Raw genomic sequence first — 17427 nt, forward strand, 5'->3', positions numbered from 1 at the left:
CTGCTGGCCGGCGGCGGGCGTCGCGGCGGCCGGCGCCGGCTCCGGTTCGGGGGGCGGCGGGCCGTCGGGCGGGGTGACGTCGACCGGGATCGGCGCGCCGATCCAGCCCTCGCCGTCCCACCACCTGCGGGTCTCCGTGTCGGCGGGGTCGACGTACCAGCCAGGTTCCAAACTCACGATGCCGTCCTTGTTCCCGACTGCGGGGCTCGCAGACCCGGCTCACTCCTCGCGCTCACGGGCCAACCTTAACGACGACCGTTCCGGCGAACTTGTCGTGGAGGCACTGCTGCCAGGGCTTGTCCCACAGTTGCCAGAAACCGTCGAGGTAGCTGAGGAACGGCACGAACATCCCGCCGGCGAACTCGACGACCCAGCGCTTGCCGAGCATCCCCCGGCTCAGCGCGGCGTCCGGCTGCAGCGGCACGATCCGCAGCTTCATCACCTTCTTGCCCAGCGTCTGCCCGGTCCGGCGGGCGTACTCGACGTGGTAGACCCAGTAGAAGGCGAGCATCAGCAGCAGGACCCCGAGCTCGGCGGCGAACAACGGCAGGAGCACGCCCGTCCAGAGCTCGGCCGGGTCGGGGCCGTTCGGCCCGGCCTGCTCGATCTCGTCGATCATCCGGACGAAGACGAGGAAGAAGACCGGCAGGAACAGTGCCATCGTCACCGCCATGGCGACTGCGGTGTCGATCAGGTAGGCGAGCAGCCGGTCACCGAAGCTCGCCAGCGGCTGCCCGTTCGGCGCCACCGGAGGCGGGAGGGGCGCCGGGGCGTACCCGGGCGGGGGGTACCCGGGCGGTGGGTAGCCGGGCGGGCCGGCGTACCCCGGGGGAACGTGCTGCGCGGGCACCGCCGGTCCGCCGGGCGGCGCGAAGCCGCCGCCCGCGGGTGGAGGACCGGCGGGCGGCGGCGTCGGGTTCGGAGGAGGCTGGGTCACGCGGACAGTGTTACAGGTTCCCGCGCTTCTCCTGCTCGCGCTCGATCGCCTCGAACAGGGCCTTGAAGTTGCCCTTGCCGAAGCCGAGCGAGCCGTGCCGCTCGATCAGCTCGAAGAAGACGGTGGGGCGGTCCTGCACCGGCTTGGTGAAGATCTGGAGCAGGTAGCCGTCCTCGTCCCGGTCGACCAGGATCTTGCGGGACTGAAGCTCCTCGATCGGCACCCGGACGTTGCCGATGCGGGCGCGCAGCTCCGGGTCCTCGTAGTACGAGTCCGGGGTGTCCAGGAACTCGACGCCCGCCGCGCGCATGGCGTCCACGCTGGCCAGGATGTCGTTCGTGGCGACGGCGATGTGCTGGGCGCCGGGGCCCTGGTAGAACTCCAGGTACTCGTCGATCTGCGACTTCTTGCGGGCCACGGCCGGCTCGTTGAGCGGGAACTTCACCTTGCGGGTGCCGTTGGCGACGACCTTGCTCATCAGCGCCGAGTAGTCGGTGGCGATGTCGTCGCCGATGAACTCCGCCATGTTCGAGAAGCCCATGACGCGCTTGTAGAACTCGACCCACTCGTCCATCCGGCCCAGCTCCACGTTGCCGACCACGTGGTCGACGGCCTGGAAGAACCGCTTCGGCTGGAGGCCGGCGTCGATCATCGGCTGGCGGTCCACGATCGGGCCGCGAGCGACGAAGCCGGGCAGGAACGGGCCGGTGTAGCGGGACCTGTCGACAAGGCTGTGCCGGGTGTCGCCGTACGCGGCGATGGACGCCATCCGCACGGTGCCGTGCTCGTCGCTGACGTCGTGCGGCTCGACCAGGCCGGTCGCGCCCTGCGCCACGGCGTGCGCGTACGCGGCGTCCACGTCCGGCACCTCCAGCGCGATGTCGGAGACGCCGTCGCTGTGCTTCGCCACGTGCTCGGCGCCGTCGGCGTCCGGGCGGACCGCACCGGTCAGCACGAAGCGGGCCGAACCGCTGGTGAGCACGTACTGCGCGTGATCGCGGTAGCCCTGCTCCGGCCCCCGGTACGCCACGCAGGTCATGCCGAACGCGGTGGAGTAGTAGTGCGCGGCCTGCTTGGCGTTCCCTACCAGGAAGTGGACGTGGTCCATGCCCTTGACCGGGAACGGGTCGCGGGTGATGTCGTGGTCGACTGCGCCGACGAGAGCGTCGACGTCGACCTCCTCGGTCGACTGGGGTCGGTCGATCGCCTGGGTCATGGTGGCCTCCCTCGCGTACCGGCCGGCCTCGGGGGCCGCCGTGGATGTGCTCTTCCGGCGAGGATCTACGGACCGCGGTGAGTTGGGCAACAGTTGACGTAATTCCTGGTCAGGTTGTGCATTCGGTACCGTCGGACACCATGAACACTGGTCAGGATGTACAGCTCGACGAGCTCGACGCGCGCTTGATCGAACTGCTCGCGGAGGAGCCCCGGATCGGCGTGCTGGAGTGCTCCCGGCGCCTCGGCGTCGCCCGCGGCACGGTCCAGGCCCGGCTCGACAAGCTCGTCGACCGGGGCGTGGTGACCGGGTTCGGGCCGGACATCACCCCCGCCGCGATCGGGTTCGGGGTGACCAGCTTCGTCACCCTGGAGATCAGCCAGCGGCACGGCCACGACCAGGTCACCGCGCACCTGGCCGCGATCCCCGAGGTGCTGGAGGCGCACACCATCACCGGCTCCAGCGACCTGCTCTGCCGCATCGTCGCCCGGTCGAACACCGACCTCCAGCGGGTCATCGACCAGATCGTCGCCTCGGAGGGCATCCGGCGCGCGTCCACCATCATCGCGCTGGCCGAACAGATCCCGTACCGCACGCTGCCGCTGGTCCGCTCCGCCGCCCGCGGCGGCCCTTAACACCCCGGGCCACTCAAGAAGCGCCGCGACACGCACCGCACGCGGCCCGGGGGACCGGTGATCGTCGCTACCGTGTGCGGTGTGAAGGGCCTAGGGGTACGCGGCTGGTTGCTGCTCGGGCTCGTCACCGTGGTCGTACTCGCCGCGACAGGCGTCTGGAACCCGTTCCCGGCGCTGTGGGACTGGGTCGACCGGAGCAAGCCGATCAGCGAGCCCGACGTGGTCTGGCAGCAGCGCGTCGGCGGCACGCCGCGCAGCGTCACCATCGCCGGCGACACCGTGATCGTCGAGCAGCGCACCCGCATCGAGGCGCGCAACCTCGCCGACGGCGGCCAGCTGTGGGAACGCAAGGCCGACTGGTCGGCGGTCGCGGGCAGCGGCCGGGAGTCGGTCGTCGCCGTGGGCAAGCTGCTCGACAAGGGGTACGAGGTGCTCGACCCGGTCAGCGGCGTGACCCGGCGCCGCGACGATCGCGCGATCGCCGTCTGGACCTACCGGAACCTGCTGCTCGACGCGTACTGCGTGCAGGCCACCGACTGCACACTGCGCGCCTGGGACCCGCGCGGCACCGCTCCGCTGTGGAGCGCGTTCCTGCCCGGCGTGCACAGCGGCGTGCTCGCCGACAACCCGGAACTCCTCGGCACCCGGCGGCTCGGCGCCACCCGGATCGACGGCGGAGTGGCCGGGCCGGAGTCCGTCCCGCCGCTGCTCGGCTTCCCGGTCGACGGGCGGGTGCACGTGGTGGACACCGCCACCGGCCGGGTGCTCCAGAACGTCCAGCCCGGCCGGGAGGAGCGGCTCGCCGTGGTCGGCGGCCGGCTGCTGCGGATCGAGGCCACCTCCCGCGACGGGAGCTGCTACTACGCGGTCACCGCCGTGGACCCGGCCACCGGTCAGCAGGTGTGGCGGCGTACCGGGATCAACCTGCGCACCGCCGACTACGCCGGCTGCGTGCAGCGGGAGGACCCGCAGGGTGGACGCAACGTCCTCATCGGGGTCGCCCCGGACGGCCGTGAGGCGGTGCTCGACGGGTACGACGGCCGGCTGCTCCAGGTCGGCGCGGACGGCGAGAAGCTGCTCGCCGTGGACGACCGCTACGCCGTGGTGCGCAGCGCCGACAAGGGTTCGCTGTTGGGCCGGGAGCTGTCGGCCGACCGGACCCGCTGGACCCGCCCGGCGGGCGGCAAGAGCGGCGCGGCGCTCACCCCGTACGCGGCGGTGATCAGCGAGGAGAAGCCGTCCCGGCTGATCGCGGTCGGGCCCCGGGACGGCCGGGTGCTGGTCGAGCTGCGCACCTCCGCGAACGCGCTGGCGGTCGGCCCGAACGGCATGATCATCGGCGAGGGGCGGGAGATCGGGTACGTCCGCTGGGGCGCCGGCACGTCCGAGGCGCCGGGGCCGGACCAGGACGGCGCGCCGGTGGCGCCCGACCCGGGAGGCAGCTGGCGCCCGCCGAGCGACCAGGGAAGTTGCGGGCCGAAACGGGAACTCTGCGCCGACGGCAAGTGACAGCGGGTGAGAGGGTCGTCCCAGGACCGACCTGCGGGTGCCACCGATCGACGGCTCTGCCCTAGGCTTTTCGGTCATGAGCAGTGCCGCCGCCTTCTCGTACGCACCCCTGCTGCCGACCGGTCCCGACCAGACCGAATACCGCCTGGTCACCGACGAGGGCGTGGACGTCGTCAACGGCCCCGGAGGCCGCCGGTTCCTCACCGTGGATCCGGGCGCGCTGACCGCGCTGACGGCCGAGGCGATGCACGACATCGCCCACTTCCTGCGCCCGGCCCACCTGGCTCAGCTCCGCGCGATCATCGACGACCCGGCGGCCTCGCCGAACGACCGCTTCGTCGCGCTCGACCTGCTGCGCAACGCCAACATCGCGGCCGGCGGTGTGCTGCCGATGTGCCAGGACACCGGCACCGCGATCGTGATGGGCAAGCGCGGCCGGCACGTGCTCACCGACGGCACCGACGCGGAGGCGATCTCGCGCGGCGTCTACCAGGCGTACACCCGGCTCAACCTGCGCTACTCGCAGCTCGCCCCGCTGACCATGTGGGACGAGCGGAACACCGGCAGCAACCTGCCCGCCCAGGTGGAGCTGTACGCCGAAGACCCGGACGGCCACGCCGACGCGTACAAGTTCCTGTTCATGGCCAAGGGGGGCGGCTCGGCCAACAAGTCCTACCTCTACCAGGAGACCAAGGCGCTGCTGAACCCCACGCGGATGATGCAGTTCCTGGAGGAGAAGCTGCGGCTCATCGGCACCGCGGCCTGCCCGCCCTACCACCTGGCGATCGTCATCGGCGGCACCTCCGCGGAGTACGCGCTGAAGACCGCGAAGTACGCCTCCGCGAAGTACCTCGACGCGCTGCCCACCGAGGGCTCGATGAGCGCGCACGGCTTCCGTGACCTGGAGCTGGAGGCCGAGGTGCTGGAGCTGACCCGCAACTTCGGCATCGGCGCGCAGTTCGGCGGGCGCTACTTCTGCCACGACGTACGGGTGGTCCGGCTGCCCCGGCACGGCGCCTCTTGCCCGGTGGCGATCGCGGTCTCCTGCTCGGCCGACCGGCAGGCGGTGGCGAAGATCACCCCGTCGGGCGTCTGGCTGGAACGACTCGAGACCGACCCGGCGCGTTACCTGCCCGACGTGACCGACGAGACGCTGGAGACCGAGGAGGTCGTCCGCGTCGACCTGAACCGGCCGATGGACGAGATCCGCGCGGAGCTGTCGAAGTACCCGGTGAAGACCCGGCTGTCGCTGACCGGCCCGCTGGTCGTGGCCCGGGACATCGCACACGCGAAGATCGCCGAGCGGCTGGACGCGGGCGAGCCGATGCCGCAATATCTGCGCGACCACGCGGTCTACTACGCCGGGCCGGCCAAGACCCCCGAGGGCTACGCCTCCGGCTCGTTCGGCCCCACCACGGCGGGCCGGATGGACGCGTACGTGGAGAAGTTCCAGGCGGCCGGCGGCTCGATGGTGATGCTGGCGAAGGGCAACCGGTCCGCCCAGGTCACCCGCTCCTGCCAGGCCCACGGCGGGTTCTACCTCGGCTCGATCGGCGGCCCGGCGGCCCGCCTCGCGCAGGACTGCATCAAGCACGTCGAGGTGCTCGAATACGCCGAGCTGGGCATGGAGGCGGTCTGGAAGATCGAGGTGGAGGACTTCCCCGCCTTCATCGTCGTCGACGACAAGGGCAACGACTTCTTCGCCGAGGTCACCAAGCCGGTCCTCACCGTCGGCCGGCGCTGAGTTCTTGACGTACGCGAGGGGCGCCCGGGAGTGAACCCGGGCGCCCCTCGGCGTGTCCGTCGTGCATCGACATCGGTGCGCCTGCCGACCGAGCGGCCGACAGGCGCACCGCCCCCGTCGGATGTCGTCACCGACAACCCGCGACGAGTCTGGGTGCCGTCGCTATCGGATCGCTATCGCCTCGACGAGGCGTTCGGTGACCGTAGGGCTACGCTGCTGGAAGTTGCATGCGGCGGGCGGGGGCGCGGGTGCGGTTCGGGATCTTGGGACCCTTACGGCTTGGCGGTGGCGAAGCCACAGTTACCGCGGGCCGGGACCGGACCGTGCTCGCCATGCTGTTGCTGCGCCCGGGCCGTGTGGTGCCGGTGGAGGACCTGGTCGACGCCGTCTGGGAGGAACGCCCTCCGGCCACCGCGCGGACCCAGCTCCAGATCTGTGTGTCGCGACTGCGGCAGCGGTTCGCGGCGCTCGGGCTGCCGGCCGACACGATCGTCACCGACCCGGCCGGCTACGGCTTGCGGGTGGGGCCGGACGACCTCGACGCGGAGACGTTCGCCCGTACCGTCGAGGCGGCCCGAGCCGAGGCCGCCACCGGCCGGCTGACCGACGCGCGGCACCGCTTCCGGGCCGCCCTGGATCTCTGGCGCGGCCCGGCGCTGGCGGGCATACCCGCCCAGAGTGTGCGGCGGCGAGCCCAGGCGCTCGACGAGCAGCGGCTCGCCGTGCTGGAGGAGTGCGTCGACGTCGAGCTGCGGCTACGCCGGGCGGCGGAGCTGGTCGACGAGCTGACCGAGGCGGTCGACCGCAACCCGCTGCGGGAACGGCTTCGGGGACAGCTCATGCTGGCCCTCTCGACGGTCGGCCGCCACGCGGACGCGCTTGCCGTCTACCGGGAGGGCCGGCGGATCTACGCCGAGGAACTGGGCATCGAGCCCGGCGCGGGGTTGCAGGAACTGCACCAGCGGCTGCTCGCCGGTGACCTGGCGCTGGGCGGGCCGGAGAGCCGGACCGGCGCCCCGGTGCGGGCGCTGCCACGGGCGATCGGCGACTTCACCGGACGGCGGCAGACCGTGGCCCGGCTGGTGAAGGAGATCGAGGAGGAGGCAATCCGCGTCCATCTCATCGACGGCATGGCGGGCAGTGGCAAGACGACGCTCGCCGTCCAGGTGGCCGGCGCGGTCGCCGATCGGTTTCCCGACGCGCAACTCTTCATCGACCTGCACGGGCACAGCGAACGCAGCCCGGTGGCCACGACCGCGGCCGTGGCCACCCTGCTCCGGCAGCTCGGCGTACCCCCCGAGCGGGTGCCGGTCGACCTGGCGGACCGGCTGGCGACGTGGCGTTCGGAGCTGGCCGGCCGGCGGGCCGTGGTGGTGCTCGACAACGCCGCCGACGCCGGCCAGGTCGCGCCGCTGCTGCCCAACGGGCCGGACTGCCTGGTGCTGATCACCAGCCGCCGTCGGCTGGTCGGCCTGGACGCGGGCCGGCCGTCCTCGCTGCCGGTGCTCGACAGCGACGAGGCGGTCGAGCTGCTGGCCCGGGTGGCCGGCGTGGAGCGGGTCACCGCCGAGCCCGAGGCGGCGGCGGAGGTGGCCCGGCGCTGCGGTCATCTGCCGCTCGCCCTGCGGCTGGCCGGGGCCCGGCTCGCGCACCGGCCGCGCTGGCGGGTGGCCGATCTGGCCGAGCGGCTGTCCGGGGCGTCCGACCCGCTGGCCGAGCTGGTCGCCGGCGAACGCTCGGTGGCCCGGGCCTTCGCGCTGTCGTACGAGCAGGTGTCACCGGTCGCGCAGCGGGTCTTCCGGCTGCTCGGGCTGCACCCGGGCGTCCACGCCGACAACCGGGTGCCGGCGGTGCTCGCGGAGCTGCCGCTGCCGGAGGCCCAGGACGCGCTCGACGAGCTGGTCGACGCGCACCTCGTCGAGGAGACGGAACCGGGCCGCTACCGGCTGCACGACCTGATCCGGGAGTACGCCCGGATGCTCGGCGCGCAACGCGAGTCGCCCGAGGAGCGGAGGGCGGCGACGGCCCGGCTCCTCGACTTTCACCTGCACGTCGCCGCGATCCTCGTGAAGTCGCTGGAGCCGGTCGTCCTGCACCCCCTGCCGGAACCGGCGCGGCCCGACCTGGTGGCGGCGGCCACCGGCCTCGGCCGTCAGTGGCTGGAGGAGAACAGGCCGACCATGACGGCGCTCGTCCGGTTGGCCGAGAACGAGGGTTTCCTCCGGCAGTGCTGGCAGCTCGCCCGGGTCGGCTGGGCGATGAACTTCTACGGCGGTCATCTCGACGATCTGGTGGAGACACACCAGATCGGACTGCGTGCCGCCGAGCGTCTGGGTGACGACGAGGCCGTGGCGACGATGCTCAACTATCTGGCTTCGGCGGACTACCGCCGGGGGCGGTTCGCCGAAGCCGTCCGGCGGATGGAGGTGGCGGTCGGCATCTACCGGCGGCTCGGCCGCCCGGACGAGTTGAGCAGGGCGCTCGGCAACCTCGGCACGGCGTACGGAGTCGACGGGCATCCTCGGCTGGCCATCGAGGTGTTCGAATCGTTGGCGGTGCTCACCCGCCGGCTGGCGGACCCGACCGCGCTGATCAACTGGCTCAACAACCTGTCGTTCACCCTGATCGGGATCGGCCGCTACGACGAGGCCGCGCGGATATGCCGCAACCAGATGGCCCTGGCCCGGCAACTCGGCGACCTGCGGCAGCTCGGCAATGCGATCGGCCACCTCGGCATGGCGCGGCACCGGCGTGGGGAGCACCGGCCCGCGCGTCGCCTGCTGCACGCCGGCCTGGGACTCAAGCGCCGGGTGGGAAACCGCTACGGCGAGGGCGAGCTGCTCAACGAGCTGGGCATGATGGAACGCGAGGAGGGCCGGCCGGAAGCGGCCGGCGCGTTGCACTGGGAGGGGCTCGTCGCCATGACCGACGCGGGGGATCTGGTCGGGCAGTGCGCGTCCCGGAACCTGCTGGCCCGGGCGATCCTCGACCAGGGCGACGTCGCCAGCGCGCTGGACCTGCACCGTCGGGTGCTCAGCGACGCCACCCGGCTCAGCGCCCGCTACGAGCAGGCCCGTGCGCTCGACGGCATGGCCCGCTGCCTGCGGCACACCGACGCCGACCAGGCCCGCCGGTACGCCGCGCGGGCGCTGGCGCTGTTCCGTCAGGTCGAGTCGCCGGACCAGCGGGACACGGAGAAGCTGCTGGCGGAGTTGGGCTGAGGGCCGCGCCACTTTCCCTGCACACCGCCGGGAGGCGCGGCAGGATGGTAGGCGTGACGACTCCAGAGGCGACCGGCTACCGGATCGAACGCGACTCGATGGGCGAGGTGGAGGTGCCCGCCGAGGCGCTGTGGCGGGCGCAGACCCAGCGCGCGGTGCAGAACTTCCCGATCTCGGGGCGCGGGCTGGAACCGGCCCAGATCAAGGCCCTGGCGCAGATCAAGGGGGCGGCAGCTCTGGTCAACGGCGAGCTGGGGGTGATCGACGCGGACGTGGCGCAGGCGATCGCCACCGCCGCCGCGCACGTGGCCGAGGGCGGCTACGACGACCAGTTCCCGGTGGACGTGTTCCAGACCGGCTCCGGCACCTCGTCCAACATGAACACCAACGAGGTGATCGCCACCCTGGCGAGCCGCGAGCTGGGCCGGGACGTGCACCCGAACGACCACGTCAACGCGTCGCAGTCCAGCAACGACGTCTTCCCCACCTCGATCCACCTGGCCGCCACCCAGTTCGTGGTGGAGGATCTGATCCCGTCGCTGAAGCAGCTCGCGGGCGCGCTGGAGGAGAAGGCGGCCGAGTTCGAGACGGTGGTCAAGGCCGGGCGTACCCACCTGATGGATGCCACGCCGGTCACGCTCGGGCAGGAGTTCGGCGGCTACGCCGCGCAGGTCCGCTACGGCGTCGAGCGACTGGAGTCGGCGCTGCCCCGGCTGGCCGAACTGCCGCTGGGCGGCACCGCCGTCGGCACCGGCATCAACACGCCGCTGGGGTTCGCCGACCGGGTGATCGGCAAGCTGCGGGAGTCGACCGGTCTGCCGCTGACCGAGGCGCGCAACCACTTCGAGGCGCAGGGTGCCCGGGACGCGCTGGTGGAGACGTCCGGCCAGCTCCGTACCGTCGCGGTCGGCCTCTACAAGATCGCCAACGACGTGCGCTGGATGGGCTCCGGCCCGCGCGCCGGGCTGCGCGAGCTGCGCATCCCCGACCTCCAGCCGGGGTCGTCGATCATGCCGGGCAAGGTGAACCCGGTGGTGGCCGAGGCGTTGCGGCAGGTCTGCGCCCAGGTGGTCGGCAACGACGCGGCGGTGGCGTTCGCCGGGTCGCAGGGCGACTTCGAGCTGAACGTGATGCTCCCGGTGATGGGCCGCAACCTGCTGGAGTCGATCAAGCTGATCGCCGCGTCCAGCCGGCTGTTCGCCGAGCGGCTGGTGGCCGGCCTGGTCGCGGACGCCGAGGTCTGCCTGGCGTACGCGGAGGGCTCGCCGTCGATCGTCACCCCGCTCAACCGCCACCTCGGGTACGACGAGGCCGCCTCGATCGCCAAGGAGGCGCTGGCCAAGCAGGTGTCCATCCGCGAGGTGGTGATCGCCCGGGGGCACGTCGACTCGGGCAAGCTCACCGAGACCCAGCTGGACGAGGCGCTGGACCTGCTCCGGATGACCCACCCCTGAGCCGGCGCCGGTAATTGCCTCGACCCGTCACAGGGGGCGCGGCATGATCCGACGGTGCGTGACGACGGTGGCGTGTTGCTGGAGACCGCGCGGCTGACGCTGCGCCGGTTCACGACGGACGATGTGGACCGGCTGGTGGCGCTGGACGCCGACCCGGAGGTCATGCGTTTCCTGACGGGCGGCGTGCCGACCCCGGCCGGGACGTTCCGGGACGAGGTGCTGCCCCGCGTGCTCGCGCAGTACGACAGGCATCCCGGGCTCGGCCGCTGGGCGACGCTCGACCGGTTCACCGGCGAGTTCCTCGGCTGGCACTCGCTCGACCCGTCCGACGACGGCGCCGAGGCGGAGCTGGGCTACCGGCTGCGCCGCGCGACGTGGGGGCACGGGCTGGCCACCGAGGGCGCGCGGGCGCTGGTGCGGCACGCGTTCGACACGGTCGGCGTCCGCCGGGTGTGGGCCCAGACGATGGCGGTGAACGACCGTTCCCGCGCGGTCATGGCCCGCGCGGGGTTGCGCTACGTCCGCACGTTCCACCTGGCCTTCGACGACCCGATCCCGGGTACGGAGCACGGCGAGGTGGAGTACGAGCTGCGCCGCGACGCGTGGCCCGGGACGCGTCAGGAGTGGGACGCGGCGGCCCTGCGGGCTCGGTAGGCGCTCACCGCGGCCCGGTTGCCGCAACCGGCGTCGCAGAACCGGCGGGACCGGTTCCGGGACAGGTCGACCAGCACGTTGTCGCAGTCGGGGTGGTCGCAGTGCCGCAGCCGGCTCAGTTCGCCCATCCGGACCAGGTCGGCCATCGCCATCGCGGCTTCGACCGCCATCCGGGTCGCCAGCGGTGCGTCCTGTGGCACGGCGTGCACGTGGTACGGCTCGTCGTCGTGCCGGACGAGTTGCGGCAGGGCGTGCGACTCGCGCAGCAGCGCGTTGACGATCGCCACCACCTCGTCGATGTCGGCGTACCAGATGCGGCGCAGCCGGGGCCGCAGCGCGCGGACCTGGCGCAGTTCGGCGTCGGTGTGCTCGAACCGGCCGCTCCACCCGTAGGCGGTGAAGAAGGTGTCCAGGGCGGTCACGTCGGGTAGCCCTTCCCGCCCCTCGCAGACGGTGTTCACCAGCGCGGCGGCGCCGACCAGCGCGCATTCGGTGTCATGAGCGAAAAGCAACTTGACTCCTGTCGGAGGCTACGCCTAGCGTCATCAGCATAACCTTCCTTCACTCATGACCGGGAGATGCCGATGCGGGAACGGTCAAGCGTCGGGCTCGGCCTGGCACTGCTGTCCGCGATCACGTTCGCCACCTCGGGCACCTTCGCCCGCCCGCTGATCACCGGTGAGTGGTCGGCGGTCGCCGTGGTGATCGCCCGGGTCGGCATCGCCGCGCTGGTGCTCGCCGTCCCCGCTGTGCTGGCACTGCGCGGCAGGTGGGCGGTGCTGCGCCGCAACGCGGGCACCGTCGTGCTGTTCGGGCTGCTCGGCGTGGCCACGGCGCAGGCGTGCTTCTTCAACGCGGTCCGCTACCTCCCGGTCGGCGTGGCGCTGCTGCTGGAATACCTCGGCATCGTGCTCGTGGTCGGATGGATGTGGCTGGTCCACGGGCAGCGCCCCCGGCTGCTCACTGTGGCCGGTTCGATCATCGCCCTGTGCGGGCTGGTGCTCGTCCTCGACCTCACCGGCGCCGGACGACTCGACCCGGTGGGCGTGCTCTGGGGCCTCGGCGCGGGCGTGGGACTCGCCGGATACTTCGTCATCGCCGGCCGGATCGACGCGGGCCTGCCCTCGGTCGTGATGGCCAGCGGCGGCATGGCCGTCGGCGCGCTGGCGCTGCTCCTGCTCGGTGGCATCGGAGCGCTGCCGCTCGCGGCCGGCACCTCCGACGTCACCTTCGGCGGGCACCAGGTGAGCTGGCTGGTGCCGATCGCCGGGCTGTCGCTCATCGCCGCAGTGGTCGCGTACCTCGCCGGGGTCGCCGGCACCCGGCTGCTCGGTGCGCGGCTGTCCTCCTTCGTCGGGCTCACCGAGGTGATGTTCGCGGTGCTGATCGCCTGGCTGGTGCTCGACGAACTGCCCAGCCTGATCCAGCTGGCCGGCGGCGTGCTCATCCTCGGCGGCGTCGCCCTGGTCCGGGCCGACGAACTGCGCGGCACACAATCGGCGCCGGCGACGGCGCCGGCCGAGCCGGTGCTGACCGGCGACCGATGAGCGGGCCACGCGGCGCCGTCGTCTTCGACGCCGACGAGACACTCGTCGACCTGCGCCCGGCGGTCACCGGCGCGCTCGTCGCCGTACTCGACGAGATGCGGCGGCGGACCCCGGCGGCGGCCGGAGTGGTGCTCGCGGACCTGGAGGGGGACTGGGGTGCGGCCTTCGGCGCGCTCGGCGCCGCCCCGGTGCAGGAGATCCGGCGAGCCGCGCTGACCCGGTCGCTGGCCCGAGCGGGGCTGGAGGCGGACCTGGACGAGTTCGCGGCGTTGTTCTTCGCCCGCCGGTACGCGCTGAGCCGCCCCTTCCCGGACGTGCTGCCCGCGCTGGCGGCGCTGCGCCCGCACCACGTGCTGGGCTTCGCCACGAACGGCAACAGCCGCGCCGAACGCTGCGGCCTCACCGGGCAGTTCGCCTTCGAGCTGTACGCGCACGAGGGTGGCCTGCCCAAGAAACCGGCGCCGGAGTTCTTCGCGGCGGTGGTGGCCGCGTCCGGGCTGCCCGCCGCGCGCATCGTCCACGTGGGCGACTCGCCGGAGCACGACGTGGCCGCCGCCCAGCGGGCCGGGCTGCGCGCGGTCTGGCTCAACCGGGCCGGGCTGCCCCGCCCGCGCGGCCTCGAACCGGACGCCGAGGTGGCCACGCTCGCCGGACTGTCCACGGTGCTTGCCACCTTGATGAGCGCGAATGCCTAGTTGCCGCCGATAACGGACGTCGATCTGGCGGAACCCGCTCCCGTGATGTGGGATGACACCACGTCCCTCAACGAGAGGATCTGATGTGGTGAGCAAGCGCTTCACCGTCGGCGCGGTCGCGGCTGCGGCCTCGCTGGCACTCACGGTGACCGGCCTGAGCATCCCGGCGAACGCCGCGCCGTCGGAGTTCCGGACCTTCACCGTGCTGGCCGAGAGCGGCGTCTCCAGCGACGCCGCGGTCGCCGCGATCACCGCCGCCGGTGGCAAGGTCGTCGCCCGCACCGACGACGTCGGCCTGTTCCAGGTCAGAAGCGACCGGGCGGACTTCGCCAGCCGGGCCACCGCGGCCGGCGCGCTGGTCGGCGCGGCCGAGGAGAAGGCGATCGGCCGCAAGCCGAAGCTGGACCGGGTCGAGCAGGAGCACCTGCTGGCCGCCGCGGCGACCAAGGGCAAGGCCGCCAAGGGCAACGGCAAGAAGATGGACCCGCTCGACGACAAGCTCTGGGGTCTGGACATGATCCGGGCCGACAAGGCCCGCAAGATCGAGCCGGGCGACCGCCGCGTCACCGTCGGCATCCTGGACACCGGCGTCGACGCCAGCCAGCCCGATCTGGCGCCGAACTTCAACTGGGCGCTGTCGCGCAACTTCGCCCCGGACATCCCCGAGGTCGACGGCCCGTGCGAGGTGGCGAGCTGCCTCGACCCGGTCGGCACCGACGACGGCGGGCACGGCACGCACGTCGCAGGCACCATCGGCGCCGCCGCGAACGGCTTCGGCCTGTCCGGCGTGGCCCCGAACGTCTCCCTGGTCGAGCTGAAGGGTGGCCAGGACAGCGGCTACTTCTTCCTCAACCCGGTGGTGAACGCCCTGGTGCACGCGGGCCGGTCCGGGCTGGACGTGGTGAACATGTCCTTCTACGTCGACCCGTGGCTCTACAACTGCACCGCCAACCCGGCCGACTCGCCGGAGGCGCAGGCCGAGCAGCGCACCGTCATCGAGGCCATGAAGCGGGCGCTGAACTTCGCGCACCGCAAGGGCGTCACGCTCGTCGGCTCGCTCGGCAACAACCACGAGGACCTGGGCGCGCCGCGCACCGACGTGAGCAGCCCGGACTACGGCGCGGACCCGTACCCGCGCCCGATCGACAACGCGACCTGCTGGGACCTGCCGGTCGAGGGCCCGCACGTGATCGGCGTGTCGGCTGTCGGCCCGTCCGGCAAGAAGTCCGACTACTCGAACTACGGCACCGAGCAGATCTCGGTGGCGGCGCCGGGCGGCTGGTTCCGCGACGGCTTCGGCACCGACACGTACCGCACCGACGCCAACATGATCCTCTCCACGTACCCGAAGAAGGTGCTCCAGGAGGAGGGGTCGGTCGACGAGAACGGCGACATCGTCGCCGGCTTCGAGAACTCGGTGTTCAAGCAGTGCACCGCCAAGGGTGAGTGTGGCTACTACACCTACCTGCAGGGCACCTCGATGGCGTCCCCGCACGTCTCGGGCGTGGCGGCGCTGATCGTCAGCAAGCACGGCAAGAAGGAGGGCCGCAACGGCTACGGCATGGCGCCGAACCTGGTCGAGCAGCACCTCTACCGGACGGCGGCGGAGCACGCCTGCCCGGAGCCGCGGCTGCAGAGCTACACCAACGAGGGCCGGGACGCCGAGTTCGACGCGTACTGCGCGGGCTCGCTGAACTTCAACGGCTTCTACGGCTACGGCATCGTCGACGCCTACGCCGCGGTGAAGACCCCGGTCAAGCCCAACGTTCGACCGTAACGACCGTTTCCCCGAGGTGGCGGTGTCCGGTGGTCCCGGACGCCGCCACCTCGGCGTTCCGGCGGGTGTCACGGCCGCCACCCCCGGGCCACCAGTGCGGCGCGGATCTCCCGCACCAGTGCGGGGAACTCCTTGCGCAGACGGCGGCCGGTCACGTGCAGCACCAGCCAGCCGGCCGCGACGAGCTGGTTGAGCCGCCGCCGGTCGAGGTGCATCCGGTCCGCGTCGGAGTGCCACTGACCGTCGTACTCGACAGCGACCCGGAACTCCGGCCAGGCCAGGTCGGGGTGCAGGATCAGCCCGGTCGGCACCCGCACCGGATACTGGGCCACCGCGCGAGGCAGGCCGGCGAGGACGAGACGGACCCGCAGGTGGGACTCGGGCGGGGACTGGGCCAGCCCGTCGGTCAGGCCGAACACCCAGACCGCCCGCCGCCCACCGGGGCGACAGGCGTTCCGGGCCGCCTCGCTCGCCAGCGCCGACCGGTTCACCGAACCGGTACGCAGCAGCCCGTCGATGATGCCGACCGCCTCCACCGGATCGGCCCAGACCGCAGTCTCCCAAGCGCAGGCGGCCGGCTCGGTGCGAGGCGGAGGCCCGGCCAGGATCATCACCGCGCCGGGAGACGAGCGGTCCGCCGCCAGGTGTGCCGCGGCGGGTGACCTCGTGCCGGCGGGTGACCTCGTGCCGGCGGGTGGGCTCGTGCCGGCGGGTGCGGCGGCGCCGACGGGGACCAGGAGACCACTGCGTGTGCTCGACATAGGGGCGTGGTGCACCCGGACACCCGGCTGGGAGTCGGCCCGGACCGTGGCCGGCAGCAGGACGTGCACGTCGTCGGTGAAGCCCGCGGCGTGCTCGACCCCGTGCAGGTAGGCAGCCGACGGACCGGCGATCGCCGCGCCGGGTGGCAGGCGCAGCAGCGCCGCGCGGCAGGCCAGCGCGTGGTCGCGGTCGAGTCGCGCGTCGGCGTAGACGTCCTGCCGGAGCCGGATCCAGGACGCGCCGCGTAGATGATGCCGGGACAGCAGCCCGCGCCGGATCGCTTCCGAGCCCCGGAAGACCTGCCAGGCCAACTCCGGTGGTCGATGAGGATGAGGTGGCATGTGACGAGCGTGGCGGCGCACGGGTCGAGATCGGAACCCCTGTGGACAGTCGCAGCCGGGCCACCCTACGCGCCCTGTGGACAACCCCCGCACCACCTTGTCCGCGTGCTATAGCCCTTCGGCCCGCGCATGATCCACTCCATCTCGGGGAGGTGGCGGTATCCGGGCCGTTTGATGCAGCCACTTCGCCGATCTGGCGTGAGGACCCGCGGCGTGAGGACCCGCGAGGACCGGCGAGGGCACGCGGGTCAGGAGAGCGCGGCGGCCACCGCCTCGGCGGCGGCGGTGACCTGGTCGCCGACGTCCGCCACGTCGAGCGGGGTCAGTGACACCACCCCGACGCTGCCCTCCAGGCCCGGCACACCGAGCACCGGCGCGGCCACCCCGTACGCGCCCGACTGGAGCTCGCCGCTGGTGCTCACCGGCCCCGGATCACCGGCCCGCCCGGCCAGCACCGCCCGGCCGGCGGCCCCCCGCTCCAGCGGGTGCCGGGTGCCGGTCCGGTACGCCACGTGGAAGGACGTCCAGCTCGGCTCGACCACCGCGAGCGCCACCCCCTCGCCGCCCTCGACCACGGTCAGGTGCGCGGTCGCCCCGGTGCCCTCGGCGAGCCGGCGCAGCGCCGGCAGGGCGCCCTCGGCCAGCAGCGGCTGGGCGCGGCGGGCCAGGTGCAGCACACCCACGCCGATGCGCAGGCGGCCCTCGCCGTCGCGCCGCAGCATCCCGTGGCCGGTCAGCGCGCCGACCAGCCGGTAGACGGCCGCCCGGCCGATGCCCAGCCGGTGCGCCGCCTCGGTGACGGTGAGCCCGCCCGGCGCGTCCGCGACCAGGTGCAGCAGCCGCAGGCCCCGGTCCAGGGTCTGTGCCGTCTCTCCCGTGCGCGCCGCCGTGTCCACAGCACGCAGCGTACGACCCGGCTCCGGCCAACCCGGAAA

General features: G+C 72.7%; 15 protein-coding genes. 9 read left to right on the forward strand and 6 right to left on the reverse strand.

Annotated features, from left to right (window positions below):
• The 3 genes from AC2CHG_RS12025 to hppD all read right to left on the reverse strand — a co-directional run.
• Positions 1 to 177 (reverse strand): DUF2510 domain-containing protein (locus tag AC2CHG_RS12025; RefSeq protein WP_484524769.1); only part of this gene is annotated, 177 nt, incomplete at its 3' end.
• A 55-nt stretch (positions 178 to 232) separates the two neighbouring features.
• Positions 233 to 937, reverse strand: a complete 705-nt coding sequence (locus tag AC2CHG_RS12030) for an RDD family protein (RefSeq protein WP_262013362.1) — start codon at positions 935 to 937, stop codon at positions 233 to 235.
• A 10-nt stretch (positions 938 to 947) separates the two neighbouring features.
• Positions 948 to 2153, reverse strand: coding sequence for a 4-hydroxyphenylpyruvate dioxygenase (hppD, locus tag AC2CHG_RS12035; protein WP_013288921.1), 1206 nt, complete (start codon positions 2151 to 2153; stop codon positions 948 to 950).
• 140 nt (positions 2154 to 2293) lie between these two features.
• On the opposite strand from hppD, the gene AC2CHG_RS12040 reads away from it, so the two are divergent.
• The 6 genes from AC2CHG_RS12040 (at position 2294) to AC2CHG_RS12065 (ending at position 11370) form a co-directional block, all read left to right on the forward strand.
• The gene (locus AC2CHG_RS12040; protein ID WP_262013361.1) at positions 2294 to 2788 is read left to right on the forward strand and encodes an Lrp/AsnC family transcriptional regulator; all 495 of its coding nucleotides are present in this window, start codon (positions 2294 to 2296) and stop codon (positions 2786 to 2788) included.
• Between the two features lie 72 nt (positions 2789 to 2860).
• Positions 2861 to 4297: an outer membrane protein assembly factor BamB family protein gene (locus tag AC2CHG_RS12045; protein WP_355513297.1), complete on the forward strand. Its 1437-nt coding sequence runs from the start codon at positions 2861 to 2863 to the stop codon at positions 4295 to 4297.
• Positions 4298 to 4373: 76 nt separating this feature from the next.
• On the forward strand, positions 4374 to 6041 hold the full coding sequence (locus AC2CHG_RS12050; protein WP_013288918.1) for a fumarate hydratase: 1668 nt from the start codon (positions 4374 to 4376) through the stop codon (positions 6039 to 6041).
• Between the two features lie 248 nt (positions 6042 to 6289).
• A complete protein-coding gene (locus tag AC2CHG_RS12055) occupies positions 6290 to 9262 on the forward strand; it encodes an AfsR/SARP family transcriptional regulator (protein ID WP_484524756.1) in 2973 nt (990 codons plus the stop codon).
• Between the two features lie 44 nt (positions 9263 to 9306).
• Entirely contained in the window at positions 9307 to 10716 is a 1410-nt protein-coding gene (locus tag AC2CHG_RS12060) for a class II fumarate hydratase (RefSeq protein ID WP_366620131.1), read from the forward strand.
• 54 nt (positions 10717 to 10770) lie between these two features.
• Positions 10771 to 11370 carry a GNAT family N-acetyltransferase gene (locus AC2CHG_RS12065; RefSeq protein ID WP_262013357.1) on the forward strand — a complete coding sequence of 200 codons (600 nt, stop codon included), beginning with the start codon at positions 10771 to 10773 and terminating at the stop codon, positions 11368 to 11370.
• On the opposite strand, the gene AC2CHG_RS12070 is transcribed toward AC2CHG_RS12065, so the two are convergent.
• Positions 11334 to 11882, reverse strand: coding sequence for a CGNR zinc finger domain-containing protein (locus AC2CHG_RS12070; protein WP_484524757.1), 549 nt, complete (start codon positions 11880 to 11882; stop codon positions 11334 to 11336). The genes AC2CHG_RS12065 and AC2CHG_RS12070 overlap by 37 nt on opposite strands.
• A 72-nt stretch (positions 11883 to 11954) precedes the next feature.
• Between AC2CHG_RS12070 and AC2CHG_RS12075 the strand changes: the two genes are divergently transcribed.
• The 3 genes from AC2CHG_RS12075 to AC2CHG_RS12085 all read left to right on the forward strand — a co-directional run bounded on the left by AC2CHG_RS12075 (position 11955) and on the right by AC2CHG_RS12085 (position 15389).
• Positions 11955 to 12917 carry an EamA family transporter gene (locus AC2CHG_RS12075; protein WP_484524758.1) on the forward strand — a complete coding sequence of 321 codons (963 nt, stop codon included), beginning with the start codon at positions 11955 to 11957 and terminating at the stop codon, positions 12915 to 12917.
• Positions 12914 to 13612, forward strand: a complete 699-nt coding sequence (locus AC2CHG_RS12080) for an HAD family hydrolase (RefSeq protein ID WP_262013354.1) — start codon at positions 12914 to 12916, stop codon at positions 13610 to 13612. The genes AC2CHG_RS12075 and AC2CHG_RS12080 overlap by 4 nt, the downstream gene beginning before the upstream one ends.
• Before the next feature lie 88 nt (positions 13613 to 13700).
• Positions 13701 to 15389 carry a S8 family serine peptidase gene (locus AC2CHG_RS12085; RefSeq protein ID WP_318335934.1) on the forward strand — a complete coding sequence of 563 codons (1689 nt, stop codon included), beginning with the start codon at positions 13701 to 13703 and terminating at the stop codon, positions 15387 to 15389.
• Positions 15390 to 15457: 68 nt separating this feature from the next.
• Here AC2CHG_RS12085 and AC2CHG_RS12090 read toward each other — a convergent pair whose 3' ends face one another.
• Together AC2CHG_RS12090 and AC2CHG_RS12095 are read right to left on the reverse strand one after the other, a co-directional pair.
• Entirely contained in the window at positions 15458 to 16492 is a 1035-nt protein-coding gene (locus tag AC2CHG_RS12090; RefSeq protein WP_484524759.1) for a hypothetical protein, read from the reverse strand.
• 248 nt (positions 16493 to 16740) lie between these two features.
• Positions 16741 to 17388, reverse strand: a complete 648-nt coding sequence (locus AC2CHG_RS12095; RefSeq protein WP_355513872.1) for an IclR family transcriptional regulator — start codon at positions 17386 to 17388, stop codon at positions 16741 to 16743.
• Between the last annotated feature and the right edge of the window lie 39 nt (positions 17389 to 17427).

It is taken from the genome of Micromonospora sp. ATLC20 (genome assembly GCF_057196585.1).